Here is a 23,422-nt window from a genome sequence, read left to right on the forward strand (position 1 = left end):
GCAACCCAGATGATCTTCAATCCCTCCCAGCACCGGCACGGTGCTCGTGCTTCAAGGACGGTGTCCCGATGTCCATATCCGATCTCGCCCACGCACCGGAGGTCCTCGCTCACGCCCCCGACGGCTCCGTCAGCTTCGACGGCGCGGACCTGGCGCGGCTGGCGGCCGACCACGGCACGCCGACCTGGGTCATATCCGCCTCGCAGCTCCGGCACAACTACACGGTCCTGCACGCCGCGCTCAGCGCCCGGCTGTCGCGGCCGGTGATCGCGTACTCCATGAAGGCCAACAACAACCGCGCGGTCGTCCAGACCATGGCGGGGCTGGGGGCGGCGATGGACTGCAGTTCCGAACACGAACTCGCGCTCGCCGTGTCCGCCGGCGTCCCGGCCGGCAAGGTGATCATCAACGGCAACGGGAAGTCGCGCGCGTACCTGACCGCGGCCATCCGCACGGGCGTGTGGCAGATCAACGTCGACTCGATCGCCGAGGTGGGCCGCATCCGCGCGATCGCGCGGGAGCTCGGCGTCACGGTGCCGTGCGCGGTACGGCTGAAACTCTCCTACACCACCCTGCTGGAACGCGACCCCAGCTACGAGCGGACGCTGCGCGTCGCCGAGGGGAAGTTCGGATCGAGCACGCGCAGCGGTGACGCGGAGGCCGTCGTCAAGGCCGTCCTCGCGGCCGAGGAACTGGAGTTCGTCGGCGTCACCCACCACGCCGGGTTCCCCGGGATCCGCGCGGACTACACCGCCGAACGCCAGCTGATGCATCAGACCCTCTGCGCCCAGGAGATCGTGGAGTTCGCGCGACTGCTGCGCCGCGCGACGGGCGTCACCGTGCCGCGCATCAACCTCGGCGGCGGGCTCCGCTCCGGCCGGTCGGTGTACCTCTCCACACCGGGCAACGGCACCGACGGCGAGTTCCGGGCACTGCCCCGCCCCGAGGAGTACGCGGAGGCGATCGCGGCCGGGCTCGTCCAGGCCGACTGGGACCCGATCGTCCAGTTCGAGACCGGCGGGTTCCAGGTGGGCAACGCCGTGCTGCTGCTCGCCCGCGTGCAGGACGTCAAGGACGTGACCCGCCCCAGGGAGCGGCGCTACGTCACCCTCGACTGCGCCATGACGATGTTCACCGGCCGCGGGCTCAACCGGGTCGGCTTCCCCGTGATCGCGGTCGGGCAACGACCGGACGCTCCGGTGCATCCGCTGCCGGTGGAGCTGGTGGGGCCGACGTGCGCCTACGACAGCGTCGCCGAGGACATCCTGCTGCCGGACGTGCGCGAGGGCGGCCTGGTGGCCCTGCTGAACCACGGCGCCTACTGCGAGGTCCTGTCGACGCAGTTCAACGGCTTCCCCAGGCCGGCGGTCGTGTACGTGGACGACGGTGTCGTCCGCCCGGCGCGCCGCCGCGAGACGCTCGCCGACATCTGGGAGCGCGAGTCGGCCGGACTCGACCTGTGGCCGGCCGGCGGCACCGCGTGACGCCGAGCGGCCTGCCGGGTCCCTGCACCCATCCCGAACACGGAGGAGACGCGATGGCGTCCGACATTTTGATCATCGGTGGCGGATTCGGCGGAGTGTGGAGCGCGCTGGCCGCCGCCCGGGTCCGCGAACGGCACGGCGCCGATCTGACGATCACCCTGGTGACCCCGGGGGACGACCTCGTCATCCGGCCGCGCCTGTACGAGGCGGACCCGGCGGCGGTGCGGGTGCCGCTGGAGCGGATCCTGCAGCCCACCGGGGTCGTGCGGGTGGCCGGGATCGCCACCGCCGTGGACACCGGGCAGCGGTCCGTCTCGGTCACTCACGCCGACGGGCGGATCGAGCGGTCGGGCTACGGCCGGCTCATCCTGGCCAGCGGCAGCGCCCTGCGACGGCCGGACCTGCCCGGCGCGGAGCACCTGTTCGACGTCGACACGCTCGCCGGCGCGGTCGCCCTCGACACCCATCTGCACGCCCTGCCGGCCCGGCCGGAGGGATCGGGCCGGTTCACCGCGGTGGTCGTCGGGGCGGGCTTCACCGGGCTGGAGGTGGCGACCGAGATGGTCGGGCGGCTGCGCGCGCTCGCCGGTCCCGCCGCCGACGAGGTCCGCGTCGTCCTGGTGGAGCGCGCGGAAACGCTGGGGCCGGAACTCGGCCAGGGGCCCCACGACGTCATCAAGGAGGCGGTGGAGGAGCTCGGCATCGAGGTCATGCTCAACGCGACCGTCGCGTCCCTCGACGCCGGCCGCGTCCGCCTCAGCGGCGGGACGGAGATCCCGGCGCACACCGCCGTGTGGACGGTCGGCATGACGGCGAGCCCCCTCACCCGGCAGGTCCCGGGGCGCCGCGACCCGCTGGGACGGCTCCGCGTGGACGCGCATCTCCGGGTGCCGGAATCGCCGCAGGTGTTCGCCGCCGGCGACACCGCGGCGGCGATGGCGGACGGCGCTCATCCGACGGTGCAGAGCTGCCAGTACGCGATCCCGCTCGGGCGGTACGCCGGCCACAACGCCGCGGCCGACCTGCTCGGCCGTCCGCTCATGGAGTTCGCGCCCGCACCCTACGTGACCTGCCTCGACCTGGGAGCGGCCGGTGCCGTCCTCACCACCGGATGGGAACGTTCGGTCAAGCTCACCGGTGGCAAGGCCAAGGAGCTCAAGCGCACCATCGTCGAAAAGCGGATCTATCCGCCGCTGGACGATCTCACCGCGCTCCTGAACGCCGGAGATCCGGAAGGCGTCTGGGGGTGACCGCCGTCCGGCCTGAGCCGCGCGCCTGAGCGGGCGGTGCCCCTCGCCGGGGGACCGGGGGGCGCCGCCTCACAGCGCCAGGGTCATGACCTCCGCGCGGATCACCTGCGTCCGGGATCGAACCGGGCGTTCCCGGCGGTGCGCTGCTCCTCGGACATGGCTTCGAGTCGGCCTCCGAGCCGGACCCGGGTGCGGCGGATGTGGTTGCGGGCGATCTGCGCGGCCTGCTTTCCGTCACGGCTGTCGAGCGCGTCGACGAGCAGGAAGTGCTCTGCCCTGATCACGGCGATATCCGATTCGCCGACCGTCTCGCGGTAGGCGCGGCGGAAGTGCTGGGAGCTGTTCCAGAAGTCTTCGACGAGTCGCAGCAGGCGAGGCATGCGTGCCGCCTGCATGGAGGCGAGATGGAAGTCGCGGTCGAGCTTGAGGACGCGCTCGGAGTCGTCCCAGCTGTTCTCGATCTGCTCGGAGAGCCGGTGGATCCGGTCGAGTTGCTCGTCGGTCAGATTCGGCGCGCTGCGCTCGACCGCCAGCGGTTCCAGGTGCTCGCGCATCTCGTAGATCTCGGTGAACTCCGCCGGGTCGAGCTCGGCGACCCGGGCGGGGGAGTTGGGGACGAGCCGGACGAGTCCCTCGCTCTCGAGCTGGCGCAGCGCGTCCCGCACCGGGATGCGGCTGAGCCCGAGCTGCTCGGCGATCGCCTCCTGGAAGATGCGCTGGCCGGGGCGCAGCGTGCCTTCGACGATCTTGTCGCGCAGCACCCGCGTGGCGAAGTAGCCGAGCGACTCGCCGGGCGCGCGCTCGACTCCGATGAAGATGTCGGAGCTCAGAGTGTCGCTGTCACGCATGATCGGCTCCCGGCCGCTGTCCCGGCCACTCCGCCGGCCGCGACGCGTCGGCCGCGTCGCTGAGGAACCGGCGAAGAACATTATCGGTGACACCGAAGGCGGTTCCGTCTCCTCCGCCGTGCAGCGTGGCGAGCCGGTGCCGAGACGCGCCCGTGAGGCGTGCGGCGGGCCCGTGCGTCGCGCCGGGAAGCCGGATGTCGTACTCCCGGCGCGCGGCGGTCTGTATACCCGATGGGCGTCCGCGGGTCGCCTCGCAGCCCTGGCGGACGGACAGGCCAGGTCGGGAGCCTCCTCGACGGCGACGGTGCTCGTCGAGGGCGCTGGAGTGATGGGTCATGGAACCTCCAACCACCAGGATGTGTATACACCTCATCGCAATCATTGCCCTGACAGTCAGTCTAAGGCATCTTTGTATACGCGTATGCAATTTCCCTGGGGAGGAGCGAAGAGTGGCTTCAACGATGGACGGCGCCGTCGAGGAGGCGGCGTGAACGGCCGGGTCGCCCTCGTCACGGGGGCGGCGGGCGGTATCGGTTCGGCGGTCGCCCGCCGGCTGGCGACGAGCCGGGCGCACGTCGTGCTGGCCGATCGCCAGGAGCCCGTGGAGTCCGTACGCGCCCTCCGGGCCGCCGGGCATGCGGTGAGCACGCTCGTGTTCGACGTCCAGGACGCGCGGGAGGTCGAGGACGCGTTCGCCTCGCTCGGCACGGCGTGCGGAGCGCCGGACGTGGTCGTCAACTGCCACGGTGTCACCGGGCCGCTGGCGCCGCTGCACGAGCACGCCGACCAGGACTGGGCGTCGGTGATCGGGGTCAACCTGACCGGCGTCTTCAACGTCTGCCGGGCCGCGGTCCCGGGGATGCTGGACCGTGGCGGCGGGCGCATCGTGAACGTCGCGTCGGTCGCCGGCAAGGAGGGCAATCCGAACTCCGCCGCCTACTCGGCGTCGAAGGCGGGCGTGATCGGCCTGACGAAGGCGCTCGCACGCGAGGTCGCCGACCGCGGCGTCCTCGTCAACTGCGTGACGCCGGGTGTGATCGATACCGCGATGACCCGCGGCGAAGGCACGCCGATGCGCGACTACGTCGTCGCCCGTACGCCGATGGGCCGGGTCGGCCGGCCCGGCGAGGTCGCGGAACTGGTGGCGTGGCTGTGTTCCGACGCGTGCAGCTTCAGCACGGGCGCGGTCTTCGACATCTCCGGTGGCCGCGCCTCCTACTGACGCGCCGGCCATCCCGGCTCCGTGTATACGAGAACAAACTTCGAGTTGCAACATCGCAGGTATTGACCTCATTTTTGGGGGTGAGTACCTTTCGTGTATACATCAGCTCGACCTGATGCGGAGGTACTGCGGTTGCAGACCACGACGAACCACGCCGGCACCACCCGGCTCGCAGTCGACACCGGCGGTACGTTCACCGACCTCGTCGTCGAGCGGCCGGGGGCCGACGTCCGGCTCTACAAACGTCCGACCACCCCGGCGAACCCCATCGACGGCGTTCTCGACGTCCTGACCGCCGCCGCCGACGACCTCGGCGTCCCGCTGGCCGGCCTGCTCGGCGAGGCGGAACTGATCTACGCCACCACGCACGCCATCAACGCCGTGCTGACCGGCCGCACCGCGCGCACGGCGCTGCTGGTCACCGGCGGCCACCGCGACATCCTCGTCTTCCGCGAGGGCGGTCGTGACAAGCCGTTCGACCACCGGCGCGAGTTCCCGGACCCGTACGTCCCCAGGGCCCTCACCTTCGAGGTCCCCGAGCGGATCGGCGCGCGGGGCGAGGTCGTCGAGCCGCTGGACGAGGACGCGGTCCGGAGGATCTGCGCGACGCTCGCCGAGCAGGGCGTCGAGGCGGTCGCCGTCTGCCTGCTGTGGTCGGTCGTCGAGCCGAAGCACGAACTGCGTGTCGGTGAACTCCTCGCGGAGGAACTGCCCGGCGTCCCGGTCACGCTCGCGCACAGCCTCAACCCCTCGCTGCGCGAGTACCGCCGCGCGGCGTCCGCCGTCATCGACGCGTCCCTCAAGCCGCTGATGACCCGGCACATCGAGGAACTCGAGCGGCGCCTGCGCGAATCCGGCCTGCGCGGCCCGCTGCCGGTCGTCACCTCGAGCGGCGGGCTGGCGCACGCGGAGGCGATCGCGGAGGCGCCGGTCCACGTCATCAACTCCGGGCCTTCGATGGCGCCGCTGGCCGGCCGTTCCTACGCCGCGACCGACACCAGCGGCGAGACGGTCATCGTGATGGACACCGGGGGGACCAGCTTCGACGTGAGCCTCGTACGCCGAGGCGAGATCCCCTTCACACGCGAGAGCTGGATCGGCGAGCCGTACATCGGCGTCATGACGGGCTTCCCCTCGGTCGACGTGCGCAGTATCGGCGCCGGCGGCGGAAGCATCGCCCGGGTCGACGCCTACGGGCTCCTCCACGTCGGGCCGCAGAGCGCGGGCGCCGTCCCCGGGCCCGCCTGCTACGGACGCGGCGGCACCGCGCCGACGGTCACCGACGCCTCGCTCGTGCTCGGCCACATCGACCCCGCGTACTTCCTCGGCGGCGAGATGACGCTCGATCCGGACGCCGCCGCCGCGGCGATCGAGCGCGACGTCGCCCGGCCGCTCGGCCTCACGGTCGAGCAGGCGGCGATGGCGATCCGCGACGTGGCCACCCAGCACATGGTGGACGCGATCGAGGAGATCACCATCCATCAGGGCATCGACCCGCGGCAGGCCGTGCTGGCCGGTGGCGGCGGCGCCGCCGGGCTGAACGCCGTCTCGATCGGCCGCCGGCTGGGCTGCGAGCGCGTCCTGATCCCGGACGTCGTCGCGACGCTCAGCGCCGGCGGGGCGCTGCTGTCGGACATGGCCTTTGACGCGCGGGCCGCGGACTGGCGGACGACCGCCGACTTCGACGCGGGCGCCGTCAACCGGCTGCTCGACACGCTGGAGGCACGCTGCGCCGCGTTCGCCGACGGCCTGCAGGGCGCCCTCGGCTCGCGCGTCGACCTGTTCGTCGAGGCCCGCTACGCGCGCCAGATCTGGGAACTGGAGGTGCACCTGCCGGTCCGCCGGTTCTCCGGCCAGGGGGACGTCGACGCTCTGCGGCGCGGCTTCGACACCCTCCACCGGGAGGTGTTCGGCGTGGCCGATCCCGACTCGGAGGTCGAACTGCTCGGCTGGCGGGCCGCCGTCCGCTGCCAGATCGGAAGCGACGCGCTGCCGCGCGTCGCCCACACCGGCGCGCATGCGCAGCGCGCCCGCCGCCGCCGTGCCACCTTCCCGGACGTGGGCACGGTCGACGCGGCGGTGTGGGACGCGAGCGCCCTGACGGTCGGCCGCACGTACGAAGGGCCCGCGGTCGTCGAGACGCCCGACACCAGCGTGGTCATCGACGCCGGCGCGACCTTCGAGCTCAGCGAGCGCGGCAGCCTCGTGATCGCTCCCCATGGGGCCGCGGCGAAGGAGTCGCGATGACGAGGGCCGCGATCGTGACGGGGGCGGCCGGCGCCCTCGGCGCCGTGATCGCCGACCGCTTCGAGGCGACCGGCATGGACGTGCTGCGCGTCGACCAGGTGGGGGACGACTGCTTCCACGCCGATGTCGGCACCGTCGAGGGCAACCGGGCGATGGTCGAGGAGGCGGTCGCGCGGTTCGGGCGCGTCGACGTGCTGGTGCCGAACGCCGGGACGCAGCACACGGCGGAGATCCCCGACTACCCGGTCGAGGAGTGGGACCGCCTGATGAACGTGATGGCGCGCGGTCCGTTCCTCGCCGCCAAGTTCGCGTGGCCGTACCTGATCGAACGGCCCGGCGGGCGCATCGTCGTGACCGCGTCCGCCTCCAGCTTCGTGGCCGAGCGCACCAAGTCCGCGTACGTCGCGGCCAAGCACGCGGTGCTCGGCTTCGTGCGCACCGCCGCGATCGAGGGCGCACCCCACGGCCTGACCGCCAACGCGGTCGCGCCCGCGTGGATGCGCACGCCTCTCATCGAGACCCACATCTCCCATGCGATCGCCACCGGCGAGCGCACACGCAAGGAGGTCCTGCAGGACATGCTCTCCCGTCACCCGGTGAACCGCTTCGTCGAACTCGACGAGGTCGCGGCGGCCGTGCTCTTCCTCGCCGGCGAGGGCGCCTCGGGCGTCAACGGCGCCTGCCTTCCGGTCGATCTAGGGACGCTCGCCGGATGAGCGCCATGACCGACATCGACGGCGCGCGCCTGGCGGTCGTCACGAACAGGCTCCAGAGCATCGCGCGCAGCATGATGAACACCGTTCTGCGGACCGGCCGCTCCGGCGTGCTGAACTCCGCGCGCGACTTCTCGTGCTGCATCCTCACCGGCCGCGACGAGCTGCTGGCCGCGGCCGACAGCCTCCCGATCCACGTGATGAGCGGCCCGGACCTGATGGCCCGTGTGATGCGCGAACTCCACGACGACATCGCCCCCGGCGACGCGTTCCTGCACAACTCGCCCTACCTCGGCAACTCGCACGCCGCCGACCACAGCTTCCTCGTGCCGGTCTTCGATGACGAAGGCGCGCACCGGTTCACCGTCGTCGTGAAGGCCCACCAGGCCGACTGCGGCAACTCCGTCCCCACGACGTACATGGCGACCGCGGCGGACGTCTACGAAGAGGGCGCGCTCATCTTCCCCTGCGTCCGCGTCCAGCGCGATTACCGCGACATCGCGGACGTGCTGCGCATGTGCGAGGTGCGCATCCGCGTGCCCGACCAGTGGCGCGGCGACTATCTCGCGGCGATGGGCGCCGCGCGGATCGGCGAGCGCAAGCTCCGCGAGCTCGCCGCGGACGTCGGGTGGGACACGCTCGACGAGCTCGCCGAGCAGTGGTTCGACTACAGCGAGCGGCGCATGCGCGGCGCGATCGGCCGGCTCGGCGGCGGATCGGTGGAGGTGACCTCCCATCACGACGCCTTCCCCGGGCTGCCGGAGGGGCTCGACCTGCGCATCCAGGTGAGCGTCGACGCCGCCGAGGAGATGATCGAGGTCGACCTGACCGACAACCCCGACTGCCAGCCGTGCGGGCTCAACCTCACCGAGTCGACCTCGCGCACCGCCGCGATGGTGGGCGTGTTCAACGGGCTGCACGACGACGTCCCGCTCAATAGTGGAGCGTTCCGACGGCTCCGGATCGTCCTGCGTGAGAACTGCGTCGTCGGCATCCCGCGCCATCCGGCCAGCTGCTCGGTCGCCACGACGAACGTCGCCGACCGCGTCGCCTGCGGGGTCCAGCGCGCGCTCGCCGAGCTGTCCGAGGGCGCCGGCCAGGCCGAGGTCGGGTACGTCATCCCGCCCGCGGACGGCGTGATCTCCGGTCATGACGAGCGAGGTCCGTTCGTCAACCAGATCTTCCTCGGTATCGGCGGCGGCGCCGGAAGCCCCTACGCCGACGGCTGGTTCACGGCGGCCCACGTCGGCAACGCCGGCCTGACCCTGCTCGACAGCGTCGAGATGGACGAGGCCCGTTTCCCGATCCGTGTCCACGCGCGCGCCCTCCTGCCCGACAGCGAAGGCGCCGGCGAGCACCGCGGCGCGCCCGGTGCCCTCGTCGAGTTCGGCCCGGTCGGCGGCCCGATGACGCTCATGTACGCGCAGGACGGCTACGAGACGCCCGCGCTCGGCGCGCGCGGCGGCGAGGCCGGCGGCGTCGCCCGGGTGTGGAAGATCGGCACCGACGGCGCACGCACCGAACTCGACCCCGTGGCCCAGCTGTGGCTCGACGACGGAGAGCGGGTGCTCTCCCACACCTGCGGAGGCGGTGGCTACGGCCCCCCGCCGGCGCGGGACCCGGAGCGCGTCGCCCACGACGTGCGCGAGGGCTGGATCACCGGTGAGCGCGCCCGCGAGGTCTACGGTGTGGCGCTCGACGCGGACGGCAAGGTCGACGCCGTCACGACGGAGGCGCTGCGCGCCCAGGCTGAGGAGGCGGGTCGATGACGGCTTCCAAGGTCCGCAACGGCGGGCATGTCGTCGCCGAGACGCTGGAGCGGCACGGCGTCCGGTACGTGTTCGGCCAGGATTCGCCCGAATGGCTGTACGAGGCGCTCGACCCCGAACGCATCCGCGCCGTCACGATGCGGGACGAACGCTCCGCCGGGTTCGCCGCCGACACCGTCGCCCGCCTGACGGGCCGCCCGACGGTCGCGTGCGGGATCCACGGACCGGGCGCGCTGAATCTCATGACCGCCCTGCTGGAGGCGCAGGCGGCGAACTCGCCGCTCGTCGCGCTGGTGAGCGGCGTCGAGACCGACGTCCATGGCACCGGCGCCTTCCAGGAGGTCGATCAGGTCGCGGTCGCCCGCCCGCTGGTGAAGTGGGCCGTTCGCGTCGAGCGCGCCGACCGGATCGGGGCGACGGTCGACCGGGCACTGCGGATCGCGGTCGCGGGCCGTCCCGGGCCGGTGCTGGTGGAACTGCCGAACGACGTGATGGAGCAGCCGCAGCCCGAACCGTCCGGAAACGCGCTCGATGCCGCGTCCCAGGGCGTGCGGCCGGCGTCCGGTGGGGCCGGGCTCGCTGAGGCGGCGAGGCTCCTGGCGGGCGCGGCGCGACCCGCGATCCTCGCCGGCGGCGGCGCGCGTTCGGCCGCGGACATCGTCGCCCTCGCGGAACGGCTCGCGGCACCGGTCACGGTGACCTCGATGGGCCGCGGCGCCTTCCCCGAAACGCACGACCTCTTCGCCGGTGTCGCCGGCTTCATGTCCGACCGCGACGACGGCTCGGGCGCGGTCGCCAACGGTGTGCTCGCACGTGCCGACGTCCTGCTCGTGCTCGGCTCGGCGCTCGACGGCGTGACCACCGACGGCGGGCGCCTGCCCGGCCCCGACGCCACGATCGTGCGGGTCGACCTCGACCCGGAGGCGTTCGCGCGCGGCACCCGCCCGGCGCTCGCGATCCACGCGGGCGTGGAGGCGGCCGTCGCCGGGCTGCTCGCCGAACTCGACGGACTGACGACCACCGAGTCCGGCGGGGCGCCGCGCACCGCCCCGGCCGAGGATCTCGCCGGCGCGTGGGCCGCGGTGCGTGCCGCGCAGGAACGGCGGGCGGCGGACGAGGGGAGCCCGGTCCACCCGGCCCGTCTCTACACCGCGCTCCAGCGGTCGCTGGCACCCGATGACGTGGTCGTCTGCGACGCCGCCTACAGCAGCGTGTGGGCACTGAGCTACCTGCGGCAGGGCCGGCACTTCGAGCGGATCACCTACGGCCGCGCGGCGGGAACCCTCGGCTTCGGCCTCCCGGGGGCGATCGGCGCCGCCACGGCGTTCCCCGGCCGTCGCGTCGTCGCGCTCGTCGGCGACGGCGGCTTCGGCTTCGGCTGGGGCGAACTCGAGACGCTCGCCCGCGAGCGGCTCCAGGTCGTCTGCGTCGTCCTCAACAACGGCTGCTTCGCGTATCAGAAGCTCTGGCACGACCTCCAGGACGGAACGTCGCGCTGGCTCGACTTCGCCGACGTGCGCCATGACCGGCTCGCCGAGGCCGTCGGCATCGCCGGGATCCGGGTGGAGGACGCCGGTGAGCTGGAGGCGGCGCTGGACAGGGCGCTCGCGCTCGACGGGCCGTGCGTCGTGGACGTGCGCATCCGGCCCGACGAACTGCCGCCCTTCAACTTCGAACGTCACCGCAGGAGGTGAGGGCCCCGTGTCTCTCATCGGCATGCGAGACCGATGAACGGCCTCCGGAAGGCCGCGACGCCGTTCCGCCGCGTCGAGGGGCCGCTCGCCGCGTCCTTCGGCCGCATCGGCTTCGCGCTCGCGCTGCTGCTGCTCGTCAGCCTCGCGGCGGCGCCCGACACCCTGCGCGGATCCACCCTCCTGACCATGCTGCCGTTCGCCTCGATGCTGGCCATCGCGGCGATCGGCCAGACGATCGTCGTCCAGCACGGCGGGCTCGACCTCTCGGTCGCCGGGACGGTGTCGCTGTCGGCCGCGGTGGTCACCAAGGGCGCGCAGGAGTTCGGCGGGACGCCCGCCGCGATCGGCGTCGCGTTCGGCGCGGCGGTGGCCATGGGGCTGCTGAACGGCGTGCTCGTGGCACGGCTGGCGATCACCCCGCTGATCGCGACGCTCGGGGTCAACGCGCTGGCCATCGGCGTCGTCCTGACCGTGACCGGCGGAGTGCCGACCGCGGCGCCGCAGGCGCTGACGCGGATCGCCATCGAGCGCACCCTGGGCGTCCCGAACACGATGATCGCCGCGCTGGCCGTCCTGACGCTCGCCGGCGTCGTGCTCCAGCGGACCGTCCTCGGACGCCGGCACGTGGCCGTCGGCGTGAGCACCGTCGCCGCGCGCAACGCCGGGCTGCGCGTGGACACCTACCGCATCGCCCCGTACGTCGTCGCGGCGCTCTGCTACGCGATCGCCGGAACGCTGATCGCGGGCTTCCAGCAGTCGCCGGGGCTCTCGGTCGGCGATCCGTACCTGATCTCCACGGTCGCCGTCGTCGTGCTGGCCGGCACGCCCCTGACCGGCGGGCGCGCGAGCGTGGTCGCGACCGCGCTCGCCGCGCTCTTCCTCACCCAGCTCAACCAGCTCGTGCTGTCCGTGGGCGCCCCCACGGCCGTGCAGTACCTCATCCAGGCCGCGGTGATCGCGGCGGGCGTCGCCGCACGAGAGCTGACCGTCCTCCAGCGCGCCGCCGATCGCGTGCGGACGCGCCGCCGGGAACCTCCGGCGGCCGGACCGCCCTCGAGCCACTCGCCGTCCTTCGAAGGAGCAGAAAGCTGATGCCTGCCAGAACCCACAGAGCCGACCGAAGAAGACATCACCGCATCGGCGTCGCGTTCACGATGGCGCCCCTCATCCTCGCCGCGGGCTGCGGCAACGGCGGTCCGGGCGGCGGCGCGGCCGGCACGCCCACCGCGTCCGCCACCCCCGTGGAGGCGTCGGGATCGGGCGAGGGGTTCGGGCGCATGTCCGACGTCTGCGGCGGCACGCCCATCACCGTGGGTCTCGCCGACGGCTACGGCGCCAACTCATGGCGCAAGATCAGCCGCTCCGAGTTCGAGGCCGAGGCGAAGCGGTGCCCCGCGATCAAGAAGGTCATCTACACCGACGCGCAGGGCAGCGCCCAGAAGGCGATCTCCGACGTCAACACGCTCGTCAGCCAGGGCGCCAAGGCGATCGTCGTCCTGCCGGACTCGGGACCCGCCATGATCCCGGCGATGCGCGCCGCGATGCGCGCCGGTGTCAAGGTCGTGATCACGCCCGGCGATCTCGGCGGCAAGGCCGGCCAGGACTACGTCACCGCGGTCTATGACAGCCCGGAGCAGAACGGGCGGGTCTGGGCCGAGTGGATGGTCGAGCAGCTCAAGGGGCAGGGGAACGTCGTCTTCCTCGGCGGCACTCCGGGGAACCCGACCTCGCCCCGCGAGGCGGCGGGCATCCGTGAGGTGTTCGCCCGGCACCCCGGGATGAAGCTGCTCGCCGGCCCGGTCGACACCAACTGGGACGTGGCCAGGACCCAGCAGGTGATGGCCGGGCTGCTCACCAAGTTCCCGAAGATCGACGGCATCATCTCCGACTACGGCGGCAGCACCATCGGCGCGATCCGTGCGCTCCAGTCGGCCGGCCGGCCGCTCGTCCCGGTCGCCACGAACGACTTCAACCAGCTGAGCTGCCTCTGGAAGGACCAGCAGGAGGGGAAGCGCTTCCCGCTCGCGACGGTGTCGAGCCGCCCGTGGATCAGCAGGCTCGCCCTGCGGCAGGCCGTCGCGGCGGCCCATGGCAAGAAGAATCCCGAACCGGCGGTCATCAAGCTGTCGCTGTTCGAGGACTCGACGAGTACGGACCAGAAGCTGAGGGTCCGCTGCGACACCGGGCTCCCGCCGGACGCCATCCTCTCCTCGACGTTGACGTCGGCGGAGATGGCCACCCTGTTCGGGAAGTAGGACCATGCCGGCAGACACCCCCCGCGCCCTCCGCGTCCAGGGGATCCACAAGTCCTATCCGGGCGTCCATGCGCTCAAGGGCGTCTCGCTCGACGTCCGCGCCGGTGAGGTGCACGCGGTGGTGGGCGAGAACGGAGCCGGGAAGTCCACCCTGATGGCCGTGATATCCGGCTCCCAGGCGGCGGACGCGGGCACGGTCGAGGTCGGGGGCGTCCCCCTGGACCGGCCGTCCCCCGTGGCGGCCCGCGCCCTCGGTCTCGTGATCGCCCACCAGCGCCCCGCGCTCGCCCCCGACCTCACGGTCGTGGAGAACATGACGCTCGCGGCGCCGGAGGCACGGCCCGGCGACCGTGTCGCCTGGTGCCGCGAGGCACTGGTGGCGGTCCGCGCCACCGTGAGCCCGCACGACCGCGTTTGCGATCTGACCGTCGCCCAGCGCCAGCTCGTCGAGCTCGCGAAGGCCTACGTCGCGGCCCCGCGCCTGCTGATCCTCGACGAGCCCACCGAGCCGCTCTCCGCCACGGAGATCGACAGCCTCTTCGCGTGGGTCGAGCGCCTCGCCGCCGACGGCGTCGGCGTCATCTACATCTCCCACCGGATCCCCGAGATCCGGCGCATCGCCGACCGCGTCACGGTGCTGCGCGACGGGACGGTGGCGGGCAGCTGGGCGCTTTCGGAGATCTCCGACGACGAGATCGTCCACCAGGTCGTCGGCCGCCCCGTCGAGGCCGCCCTCGCCGGCAAGCCGCAGCGGGCCACGGACGGCAGGCCCGTCCTCGCGGTCGAGGGCTTCTCCAGCGACGGCTTCGCGGACGTGAGTCTCAGCGTGCGCGCCGGTGAGATCGTGGGCCTGGCGGGTGTGGAGGGCAACGGGCAGCGCGAGCTGCTGCACGCGCTCGCCGGCGTCACCCCGAGCCGCCAGGCCGTCGCCGTCGACGGCGCGGAAGTGAAGATCCGCGACGTGCGCGCCGCACGGCGGCACGGCATCGTCTACCTGCCCGCGGACCGCCACACCGACGGCCTCTTCATGCCGCTCTCGGTCCGGGAGAACCTCGCGCTGCCGACCCTCGGCGAGCGCCGGCGCGGCGGTCTCGTCCGGCGCGGCGCCGAGCGGGACGCCGTCATGCGGCAGGTCGAGCGGCTGGACGTGCGCGCCGCGTCGGCCGAGACGGCGGTCGCCACCCTTTCCGGCGGCAACCAGCAGAAGGTGCTGATCGGCGCCGCACTGATGGCGGAACCGCGGGTGTTCCTCCTGGAGGACCCGACGCAGGGGGTCGACGTCGGCGCGCGTGCGGAGATCTACCGCTCGCTGCGCGCGCTCGCGGCGGACGGTGCCGGAGTGCTGATCGTGTCCTCGGACCCCATCGAGCTGGAGGGCCTGTGCGACCGGGTCCTGGTCTTCGCGCGCGGACGGGTCGTGGCCGAACTCCGCGACGAGCAGGTGTCCGAGCACGAGATCGCCCATGCCGCGCTGATGGCGGGGGAGGCGCGCGAGGCGGGCGGCGGTCACGGCGCCCGGGCGCGGTTCCTGCGCGGCGACCACTTCCCCGGCCTCGTGCTGCTGACGATCATCGGCTCGCTCGGGGCCTTCGTGGCCTCGCGCAACGAGCTGTACCTGAGCGGCCAGAACGTGCGTACCACTCTCGCGCTGCTCGCCGCGCTCATGTTCATCTCGCTCGGCCAGCTCCTCGTGGTGCAGTCCGGCGGCTTCGATCTGTCCGTCGGCCCGCTCAGCGGGCTGCTCGTCGTCGTCGGCTCGTTCTTCTTCGTCGAACCGCTGGGCGCCGCGGCGCTCGTGCTCGGGCTCCTGGCCGTCGCCGCGGTCGCGCTCGGCGCGGGCCTGCTGAACGGCACCATGGCCGGGCCGGGCGGCATCTCGCCCATCGTCACCACGCTGGTCACCTACATCGTGTTCCAGGGCTGCTCGCTGCTGCTGCGCCCGACGCCCGGCGGAACGTACGACATCGGGTTCGGCAACGCCCTCACCGCCGCGGTCGGGCCGCTCCCGCTCTCGTTCGCCGCCGCCGTCGCCGCCGGAATCGCCCTGGAGTGGTGGCTGCGGCGGAGGCGCTCCGGCATGGCGCTGCGCGCGGTCGGCTCCGACGCCGACGTCGCGCGCCGGCTGGGTCTCTCGCCCGGGCGGGTGCGCCTGTACGCCTACCTCGGCTGCGCCGGCCTGACGCTGTGCGGCGCGCTGGTACTCGCGGGCCAGGTCGGGATCGGCGATCCCAATCTCGGGATGGAGTACACGCTGATGAGCATCACGGCCGTGGTGCTCGGCGGGGCGAGCGTCTTCGGCGGCCGCGGTTCGTTCCTCGGCGCGATGCTCGGCGCCCTGCTGATCGTGCAGGTCATGAACGCGACGACGTTCCTGGGACTCGACAACGCGTGGCAGCGATGGCTCGTGGGGCTCATGACGCTGCTCGGCGCCGGCGTCTACTCGCGGCTGAGGTCGACGCGGGTCCGGTCGTGACACGGGCCGTCCGCGACGGTCGTCCCGGAGCGTGAAAAGTGTGAAGCTCCTGCCTCAGGCAGGAGCTTCACACTTTTCTTGGACTCTCAGGCCCGGCTCCCTCCGACCGTGCGTTCCGCGACCCTGTCCTGCGGGACGGGCGCCCCACCCCTGTCGTGCTCGGCGTTCTCGGCGATGAGCGCGCGGTAGCGCATGTAGTGGGAACGGAGACCGATCAGGACCACGCCCATGAGCCGGCCGTCGCGGTGGTAGCCGACGGCCACCTCGTCATCGAGGTCGCCGTCGAGCACCCGAACGTCCTCGGCTCCCAGGTCCGGCACGCCGAACGACTGGATGCGCATGCCGTACTGGTCGCTCCAGAAGGAGGGGATGGGCGCGAACGGAGCCGGGTCCGGTTCCGCGCCGGTGAGCGCACGGCCCAGGGTGTGGCCGGCCCTCCTGGCGGTCTCGGTGACCATGGACCAGTGCTCGACGCGGCGTGGCACGCCGCCGAAGAGCGGATTGGGAAACCTGGCGATGTCTCCGCAGGCCACGACGTCGGCGCGGCCCTCGACCCGTAGACGGTCGTCGCAGAGCACGCCGTCGGTCAGATCGAGGCCGTTGCCGTCCAGCCATTCGACGTTCGGGACGCACCCGACGGCCTCGACCACCACGTCGGCCGGCAGTTCGGTGCCGTCGCCCAGCAGCAGCGAGGTCACGTGGTCGCCGCCGCGGAACTCCACCGGGGCGACGCCCAGATGGAACCGCACGCCGCGCGCCTCGTGCCGGCGCTGGAGCGCCGCGCCGAGCATCCGCCGCAGCGGTCGTTCCACCGGCACCGCCGTGGGGGCGATCACGTCGACCTCGACACCCAGTTCGCGGGCGGTGGCGGCGACCTCGCAGCCGATGAACCCGGCGCCGACGACGGCCAGCCGGGCGCCCGGGGACAGCGCGTCGCGCAGGCGCTGGACATCCTCGATGGTACGGATGACGTGCCGGCCGCCGGGCGGGCCCGGGACGGCCAGGCGGCGGGGACGAAGCCCGCAGGCCACGACCAGCCCGGTCCAGGCGAGCACGTCGCCGTTCTCGAGGGTGACCGTCCGGGCGGCGAGATCGGTTGCGGCGACCCGCTCGCCCAGCCGCCACGTCACGTCGCCGGCGGCCCGGGGGATCCGGAAGCGCAGCGCCGCCGGATCCAACCCGCCGCCGAGGGCCTCCTTGGACAGGGGAGGCCGGTTGTAGGGCATGTGGGGTTCTTCACCGACGACGACGATCTCGCCGGTGAAGCCGGCCTTGCGCACGGCCTCGGCCGCGCGCAGGCCCCCCATCGAGGCGCCGACGACCACGCAGCGGCCGGTGGCCGCGGGGGCCGGCTGTGTCGGCGTCACCCGTTCAGCCTTCGACCTCGATGGCCTGGAGAGGGCAGGCGTCGGCGGCTTCCTCGACGTCATCGCGCAATGATTCGTCCAGGTCGGCGGAGATGTAGGTGTCGGTCGCCCCGTCGCGGAACGACAGCTTGCCGTTCTCGTCGAGCGAGAACACCTGGGGGGCGGAAAAGACACATTGGCCGTGGTCCTGGCAGAGGGCGAGGTCGACGACGATACGCATGGCGGTGGCCTCCTAATGTGCCGAGAGGGATGTGCCGAGAGGGTCGGTACGGGCGGGTGCCGCGTACGGTCAGCCGCGCCGAGGCGGGCGCACACCCCGGAACTCCCAGTCGCCGCCCTGGGCGGTGGACAGGACTTCTTCGCTTTCGGTGGGCTGGGCGCCGCAGTCGGTCCGGATCGGGACGGGCCCGGAGACGATGTGGTTGGTGAGCCGGCCGAGGCCCTCGACCTCGACCTCGACGACGTCCCCCGGATGGACCGTCCGGGAGATCGCCGGGGTTCCGGACAGCAGGACGTCCCCGGGGTACAGGGTGATCGTTCTGGCGATGTCGGCGACGAGGTAGTGCATGTCCCACTCCATCTCGTCGGTGCCGGCCTCCTGCCTGACCACTCCGTTGACGAGCGTGCGGAGCGTCTTGCCGCGGAAGTCCCAGTCGTCGACGAGGCCCGGGCCCAGCGGGCAGAGCGTGTCGGAGCCCTTCACCCTGAGCATGGAGCCGGCGTCGGTGTCACGGAAGTCGTGCAGGCCGTAGTCGTTGCCGATCGTGTATCCGGCGATGTACCGCCCGGCCTCCGCCGGGGAGACGTTGCGGCACGTGCGCCCGATGACGATGGCGATCTCGCCTTCGTAATTGAGCCACGCGCATCCCTCGGGACGCACGACCGCGCCCCGGTGGGCGTTCAGCGAGGACGTCGGCTTGTGGAAGTAGGTCGGCGCCGAGGGGAGGGTGGTGCCGAACTCCTCGACCCTGCTGCGGTAGTTCAGGTGGACGGCGATGATCTTGGAGGGGGTCACGGGGGGAAGGTGCACCGCCTCGTCGACGCCGGCCGTACGACCGTCCGCCGCACGGAGCGTGTCACCGTCGCGGACGACCTCGACGGCGGCCCCGTCGAGCAATATTCGGCGGTACTCGGTCATCAGGTCACGCTCCGTGGGCTTGTGGCGAGGACAGGAGTTGCGAGGCGGTCGGGCGCGGGCGCGGGAATCCCGCCGCGGGCCGGTCGAACCACAGGTGCACCTGGCCGGTGCCGATCGCGTTCTCGTACCTGCCGTACTGGCGGGAGGGCGCGGTGCAGTCGCCCTCGCCGAGCGCGCCGATCATCATCAGGTAATGGGCGAAGCGGGCTTCGGGCTTGAAACGCAGGTACTCCGGCATCGTGGCCAGCACCCGGGCGTGGTCGCCCTGAGCGAACCAGCCGATGCGGGCGAGGTCGGCCTCGGCGGCCTCCGGTGTGAAGATGTGCTCCACTCCGGCGGCCTCGTGCCGGCGCAACTCGCGCAACGGCCAGAAGGTGTGGCTCATGGCCCCGGAGGCGACCAGCAGCACCCTGCGGTCCGTCTCGGCGATCGCGTCGCCGAGCGCCCGGCCGAGCCGCAGGTGGTCCTCGCCGTCGGCGGTCTGGCACACGCCGATGGAGATCCAGCGCTTGCCGGGCAGCCCCGCTCCGAGGTACTCCCAGAGGTTCGTCGTCGCGTAGAAGATCGGCAGTGCCGGGTCGTCGATCGCGGTGATCCAGGTCGCGTGCCGGTCGGCCTTCGCGGCGATGGCGTGCGCGAGTTCCGGGTCGCCGGGAAAGTCGTAGGGGCGGCGGCACATGCCCCGCGGCAGTTCCTCGGAGGTGAACAGCCCGGCGCGGCGCGGGTGCGCGGTGACGACGAACTCCACGGTCGTCGCCCAGTGCGAGTCGAGCACCACGACGGTGTCGTAGTCGAGCGTCTCGAACACCTCCCGCCGCAGCTGCCGCAACCCGCTGACCAGGGTGGTGTCCTCACCGTGGTTGAGTTCGCGGCGTTCGGGCTCGGGCAGCGCGATCGTGGGCACGTGCGCCAGTAGCCCGGCTCCCACCACTTCACCCATCAGGGTGCCTCCTTGCTCGGGGAACGGCCGGTCCAGCCCTCGGGGGCGAACACGGTGTTCTTGATGTCGCAGTAGAAGTCGAAGGACCACCTGCCGCCCTCGCGGCCGATCCCGGAGAGGCGGGATCCGCCGAACGGTGCGCGCAGGTCGCGCACGAAGAAGCAGTTGACCCAGACGGTGCCGGCGACGAGCCGGGCGGTGACCCGTTCGGCGCGGTCCTCGTCGCCGGTGAACACCATCGCGGCCAGCCCGAACGCGGAATCGTTGGCGGCCGCGACGGCCTCCTCCTCGCCGGTGAACGGCCGCAGTACCAGGACCGGGCCGAAGACCTCCTCGGTGGCGATCTCGCTGTGCGGGTCGACGTCGGTGAACAGCGTCGGCCGGTAGTAGAGGCCGCCGAGGTCCTCGTTGGGGCCGCCCCCCAGCAGCACGGTCGCGCCGTCGCGCTTGGCGCGCTGGACGAACCCGTCGACCCGGGCGAAGTGGTCGGGATGGATGGACGGGCCGATGTCGGTGGCCTCGTCGCGCGGGTCTCCCTGCCGAAGCGACCTCGCCTTGTCGAGGAACCGGGCCACGAACTCGTCCCGGACCGATTCCTCGACCAGCAGCCGGGTTCCGGAGAGGCATACCTGTCCGGCGTTGTCGTACTGCTCGACGGCGTGGGCGGCGGCCAGGTCGAGGTCCGCGTCGGCGAACACGATGAACGGCGACTTGCCGCCGAGTTCGAGCGACAGCGGCGTCAGGTTGGCGGCGGCGGTCCTGGCGATGCTCCTGGCCGTGGGCACCGATCCGGTGAAGGAGATGCGGCGGACGCCGGGATGCGCGACCAGCGCCGCTCCGGCCTCCGTTCCGATGCCCTGCACCACGTTGAGGACACCATCCGGCAGACCGGCGTCGGCCGCGATGTCGCACAGCAGCGACGCGGTCAGGGGTGACCACTCCGAAGGCTTGAGCACGACGGTGTTGCCCGCGGCGAGCGCCGGGGCGACCTTCCAGGTGGCGAGCATCAGCGGAGCGTTCCAAGGCGAGATCAGCGCGCAGACGCCGGCCGGATCCCAGGAGAGGTGGTTGCGGTGCCCCCGGGTGTCGAAGTCCGGCTCGCCGAGCCGCTCGGAGAGGTGGTCGGCGAAGAAGCGGAAGTTGTGCGCGCTCCTCGGCATCACGCCCCGCCGGTGGGAGCGGAGCAGCGCTCCGTTGTCGGCGGTCTCGACGACCGCGAGGTCTTCGAGGCGCTCCTCGATGCCGGCGGCGATGTCCCGCAGGACTTGGGCCCGCCGGTCCGGCGCCGTGGCCGCCCATCCGGGGAAGGCGGCCTCGGCCGCCCGCACGGCGGCGTCCACCTCGGGGCCGCCGCCCCGGGCGATCCTGGCGATGACGTCCCCGTCGATGGGGGACCGATCCTCGAACGTGGCGGCCGAACCGGCCCGTCGGCCACCGATCCAGTGGTCGGTGTCGACACTGACGCCCGCGACGACGGCGTTCACGTGCTCTCCTGGCTGGTGGACGGATGGCGGAAAATTCGTTCGGGCCCAAACGTAACTGCGCCGTGCGAGCCGGTCAAGTGCCGCGGCCAGGGACGATGTCCGGCGACCGGAGCGTTCCGGGCGCCTGACCCGCGGGCCGGCGTCGCCGGTGCGCGTCCGGCCGTGGCCGCCGCCCGTGTCCCCGTACTCACGCCTCGCGGTCGCTTCCCGTGAGGCGGGCGAGTGACCTCCCCCCGTCCCAGACCACGCCGACCTGGCGGTAGAAGCCCCCGATGATCTCGTGGACCTCCAGCCGGGCGAGCTCCTCGGTGGGGGAGTCGAACAGGCGCAGCTCGACGTCGCCGCGCCAGGCCTGGCCCGCGTCGACCTGGCTGGCACCGGACTCGATCAGCTCGGCGTGGGCGTCGGCGTCCCCGCGCCCGATGCCGGGGAGGACGCGATGGTGGGCCATCGGATGGCCGTTGACGAAGCCGCCGTTCTCGGACTCCCCGGTGAGGTGGAGGACGGCCTCGGCCAGCCGCCGGTCACCGGCCGCCAGCGTCGCCCCGAACACGGCCCCGGGCGCCAGCCGCGGCGCCGCCTGGGAGAACGGATGGGGCCGGGTCTGCCACATCGAGCCGAGCTTCTTGGGGTAGCCCTGGTGGATGCCGCGGGCGATCGCGAAGTCCTTGTCGACCCAGATGTGGACGCAGCGTGAATAGGTCCTGCCCTCGAAGGCGCAACGTACGACGACGAACGCCTCCTTGTACTGGGAGCGGACCGGATCGAGCAGCTCCTCGCGCGAGGAGGAGCAGGACTGCCAGTCCGCCCAGATCAGCGCGACGGCCCCGGGGTCGTCCTCGGCGAGCGTCAGCGGTGCGGGCAGTAGTTCCGCGACCCTCGCGGGGTCCGTGCGGTACTCCACGGTGAGCAGGTCGCCCGAGTAGTACCAGGGCGGCCGCGGGATGAGCGACGACCGCCCGCTTGCCGTGCGCGGATAGAAGAAACCTCTGACCTCGCCCATGATCCGACTCCCGTCCCAGGCCGATTTCGTTTGGGTCCGGACGATACCTCTCCGGTCGGGGTGGTGAAAGTCTTGCCATCTCGACCTGGGGCAATTAACGTTTGGACTCAAACGACCTAGGAGTGATCGTGGGCCAATCCGACCGGCGCGCTCTCGACGCCATGGCGGCCACGCTGTCCGACCGCGACATCGACATCGTCCGGATCGGGTACCCCGACCTGATCGGCACCGAGCGCGGTCGCGATCTGCTCGTGGGCCGGTTCGCCCGGACCGCGCAGGACGGCGTGGCGTTCTGCCGCACGGTGTACGGCACGACCCCGGGGGGCGATCTGCTCGAGATCGAGCAGGGGTTGTCGGCCGGCCTGCCGGACGTCATCGCGGTTCCCGATGTCGCCACCGTGCGGGACCTGCCCTGGGAACCCGGGGTGGCGCACTGCATCGCCGACATCTTCAACCCGGACGGGACTCCGGCCGAGGAGAGCCCGCGTGCCGTCCTCAAGCGGATGGTGGCCGTCTTCGCCGAGCTCGGGATGCGCTCGACCGTGGGCCCCGAACTGGAGTTCTTCCTTCTGGAGAGGGAGGAGGCGAGCTCCACCGGCTGGCGCCGCTACGGCGAGGCCACCGGCAACGTCTATGTGACGGGACGCAAGGGCGACCCGGAGAACCTGCTCCTGCGGGCCCTGCGCGGTCTCGACGGGTACGGGCTGGACGTGGTGGCCGCCAACCACGAGTTCTGCTCCGGCCAGTTCGAGATCAACATGTGGCACTCCGAGGCCCTCGACGCGGCGGACCGGGCCTTCCGGTTCAAGACCGCGATCAAGGAGCTCGCCCGGCAGGAGGACAAGCTCGCCACCTTCATGGCCAAGCCCTTCGACGACGAGGGCGGCTCGGGCTTCCACCTGCACTTCTCGACCGTGGCCGAGGACGGCCGCCCGCTCTTCGACGACCCGGCGGGGGAGCACGGCCTCTCGAAGATCGCGCAGTCGGCCATCGCCGGAGTGCTGGCGCACGCGCCGGCGCTCACCGCGCTGGCCAATCCGACCATCAACTCCTACAAGCGGTTCGGACCGGACAGCCTGGCACCGTGGCGGATCGACTGGGGGCTGGACAACCGCAGCGCCATGGTGCGCATCCCACCCGAGCGGGGCCACGCGACGCGCCTGGAACTGCGCCTCGGCGACGCCACCGCCAATCCCTACCTCGTCATCGCCGGCCTGCTCGGAGCCGCCTACCTCGGAATCCGGGACGGGCTCAGCGTCCCGGCGCCCCTGGAGGGATACGGCTACGACTCGGCGGAGGCCGACCTCCTCCCGCAGGATCTCGGCGCGGCGCTGGACGCCCTGGCGGCCGACACCGACTTCGCCGAACTCCTGGGGCCGCGCTTCGTCTCCACCTTCCTCGCCTACAAGCGCAACGAACTCGAGCGATTCTCCAGGTCGGTGACCGACTGGGAATTCCGGGAGTACGCCTACCACCTTTAGATCCGCAGCCTCCGCGGGCCGTCCCGCCCTCGCGCGGGCTCACGGCCCCGGACG

18 protein-coding genes are annotated in these 23,422 nt (G+C 72.3%); 11 read left to right on the forward strand and 7 right to left on the reverse strand.

Annotated elements, in window-relative coordinates:
* Nucleotides 1-68: 68 nt before the first annotated feature.
* Complete coding sequence (locus IW256_RS00500; RefSeq protein WP_197009049.1) at nucleotides 69-1,484, forward strand: diaminopimelate decarboxylase family protein; 1,416 nt, start codon at nucleotides 69-71, stop codon at nucleotides 1,482-1,484.
* Nucleotides 1,485-1,537: 53 nt separating this feature from the next.
* Nucleotides 1,538-2,734 (forward strand): NAD(P)/FAD-dependent oxidoreductase, encoded by a 1,197-nt coding sequence (locus tag IW256_RS00505; protein ID WP_197009050.1) that lies wholly within the window; start codon nucleotides 1,538-1,540, stop codon nucleotides 2,732-2,734.
* Between the two features lie 101 nt (nucleotides 2,735-2,835).
* Here IW256_RS00505 and IW256_RS00510 read toward each other — a convergent pair whose 3' ends face one another.
* Entirely contained in the window at nucleotides 2,836-3,582 is a 747-nt protein-coding gene (locus tag IW256_RS00510; RefSeq protein WP_197009051.1) for a GntR family transcriptional regulator, read from the reverse strand.
* Between the two features lie 487 nt (nucleotides 3,583-4,069).
* Between IW256_RS00510 and IW256_RS00515 the strand changes: the two genes are divergently transcribed.
* The 8 genes from IW256_RS00515 (at nucleotide 4,070) to IW256_RS00550 (ending at nucleotide 15,955) form a co-directional block, all read left to right on the forward strand.
* Nucleotides 4,070-4,804, forward strand: coding sequence for an SDR family oxidoreductase (locus tag IW256_RS00515; RefSeq protein ID WP_197009052.1), 735 nt, complete (start codon nucleotides 4,070-4,072; stop codon nucleotides 4,802-4,804).
* Nucleotides 4,805-4,936: 132 nt separating this feature from the next.
* Complete coding sequence (locus IW256_RS00520) at nucleotides 4,937-7,051, forward strand: hydantoinase/oxoprolinase family protein (protein ID WP_197009053.1); 2,115 nt, start codon at nucleotides 4,937-4,939, stop codon at nucleotides 7,049-7,051.
* On the forward strand, nucleotides 7,048-7,767 hold the full coding sequence (locus IW256_RS00525; RefSeq protein ID WP_197009054.1) for an SDR family NAD(P)-dependent oxidoreductase: 720 nt from the start codon (nucleotides 7,048-7,050) through the stop codon (nucleotides 7,765-7,767). The genes IW256_RS00520 and IW256_RS00525 overlap by 4 nt, the downstream gene beginning before the upstream one ends.
* The gene (locus IW256_RS00530; RefSeq protein ID WP_197009055.1) at nucleotides 7,764-9,533 is read left to right on the forward strand and encodes a hydantoinase B/oxoprolinase family protein; all 1,770 of its coding nucleotides are present in this window, start codon (nucleotides 7,764-7,766) and stop codon (nucleotides 9,531-9,533) included. The genes IW256_RS00525 and IW256_RS00530 overlap by 4 nt, the downstream gene beginning before the upstream one ends.
* Nucleotides 9,530-11,227 (forward strand): thiamine pyrophosphate-binding protein, encoded by a 1,698-nt coding sequence (locus IW256_RS00535; protein ID WP_197009056.1) that lies wholly within the window; start codon nucleotides 9,530-9,532, stop codon nucleotides 11,225-11,227. Before IW256_RS00530 ends, IW256_RS00535 begins: the two co-directional genes overlap by 4 nt.
* A gap of 33 nt (nucleotides 11,228-11,260) precedes the next feature.
* Nucleotides 11,261-12,319 (forward strand): ABC transporter permease, encoded by a 1,059-nt coding sequence (locus tag IW256_RS00540; RefSeq protein WP_197009057.1) that lies wholly within the window; start codon nucleotides 11,261-11,263, stop codon nucleotides 12,317-12,319.
* Complete coding sequence (locus IW256_RS00545) at nucleotides 12,319-13,482, forward strand: substrate-binding domain-containing protein (RefSeq protein WP_197009058.1); 1,164 nt, start codon at nucleotides 12,319-12,321, stop codon at nucleotides 13,480-13,482. Before IW256_RS00540 ends, IW256_RS00545 begins: the two co-directional genes overlap by 1 nt.
* Before the next feature lie 4 nt (nucleotides 13,483-13,486).
* Nucleotides 13,487-15,955 carry an ATP-binding cassette domain-containing protein gene (locus IW256_RS00550; RefSeq protein WP_197009059.1) on the forward strand — a complete coding sequence of 823 codons (2,469 nt, stop codon included), beginning with the start codon at nucleotides 13,487-13,489 and terminating at the stop codon, nucleotides 15,953-15,955.
* Nucleotides 15,956-16,041: 86 nt separating this feature from the next.
* Here the strand turns inward: IW256_RS00550 and IW256_RS00555 are convergent, their stop codons facing one another.
* The 6 genes from IW256_RS00555 to IW256_RS00580 form a co-directional block, all read right to left on the reverse strand.
* On the reverse strand, nucleotides 16,042-17,322 hold the full coding sequence (locus IW256_RS00555) for an NAD(P)/FAD-dependent oxidoreductase (RefSeq protein WP_307828684.1): 1,281 nt from the start codon (nucleotides 17,320-17,322) through the stop codon (nucleotides 16,042-16,044).
* Between the two features lie 4 nt (nucleotides 17,323-17,326).
* Nucleotides 17,327-17,542 carry a ferredoxin gene (locus IW256_RS00560; RefSeq protein ID WP_197009061.1) on the reverse strand — a complete coding sequence of 72 codons (216 nt, stop codon included), beginning with the start codon at nucleotides 17,540-17,542 and terminating at the stop codon, nucleotides 17,327-17,329.
* A gap of 69 nt (nucleotides 17,543-17,611) precedes the next feature.
* The gene (locus IW256_RS00565; protein WP_197009062.1) at nucleotides 17,612-18,460 is read right to left on the reverse strand and encodes a fumarylacetoacetate hydrolase family protein; all 849 of its coding nucleotides are present in this window, start codon (nucleotides 18,458-18,460) and stop codon (nucleotides 17,612-17,614) included.
* 4 nt (nucleotides 18,461-18,464) lie between these two features.
* Entirely contained in the window at nucleotides 18,465-19,400 is a 936-nt protein-coding gene (locus tag IW256_RS00570) for a DODA-type extradiol aromatic ring-opening family dioxygenase (protein ID WP_197009063.1), read from the reverse strand.
* Nucleotides 19,400-20,884, reverse strand: coding sequence for an aldehyde dehydrogenase (locus tag IW256_RS00575; RefSeq protein ID WP_197009064.1), 1,485 nt, complete (start codon nucleotides 20,882-20,884; stop codon nucleotides 19,400-19,402). Before IW256_RS00575 ends, IW256_RS00570 begins: the two co-directional genes overlap by 1 nt.
* 187 nt (nucleotides 20,885-21,071) lie before the next feature.
* Nucleotides 21,072-21,887 (reverse strand): acetoacetate decarboxylase family protein, encoded by an 816-nt coding sequence (locus IW256_RS00580; RefSeq protein ID WP_197009065.1) that lies wholly within the window; start codon nucleotides 21,885-21,887, stop codon nucleotides 21,072-21,074.
* Between the two features lie 128 nt (nucleotides 21,888-22,015).
* Between IW256_RS00580 and IW256_RS00585 the strand changes: the two genes are divergently transcribed.
* Nucleotides 22,016-23,368: a glutamine synthetase family protein gene (locus tag IW256_RS00585; protein WP_307828685.1), complete on the forward strand. Its 1,353-nt coding sequence runs from the start codon at nucleotides 22,016-22,018 to the stop codon at nucleotides 23,366-23,368.
* Nucleotides 23,369-23,422: the final 54 nt, after the last annotated feature.

This window comes from Actinomadura viridis, assembly GCF_015751755.1.
Taxonomy (GTDB): domain Bacteria; phylum Actinomycetota; class Actinomycetes; order Streptosporangiales; family Streptosporangiaceae; genus Spirillospora; species Spirillospora viridis.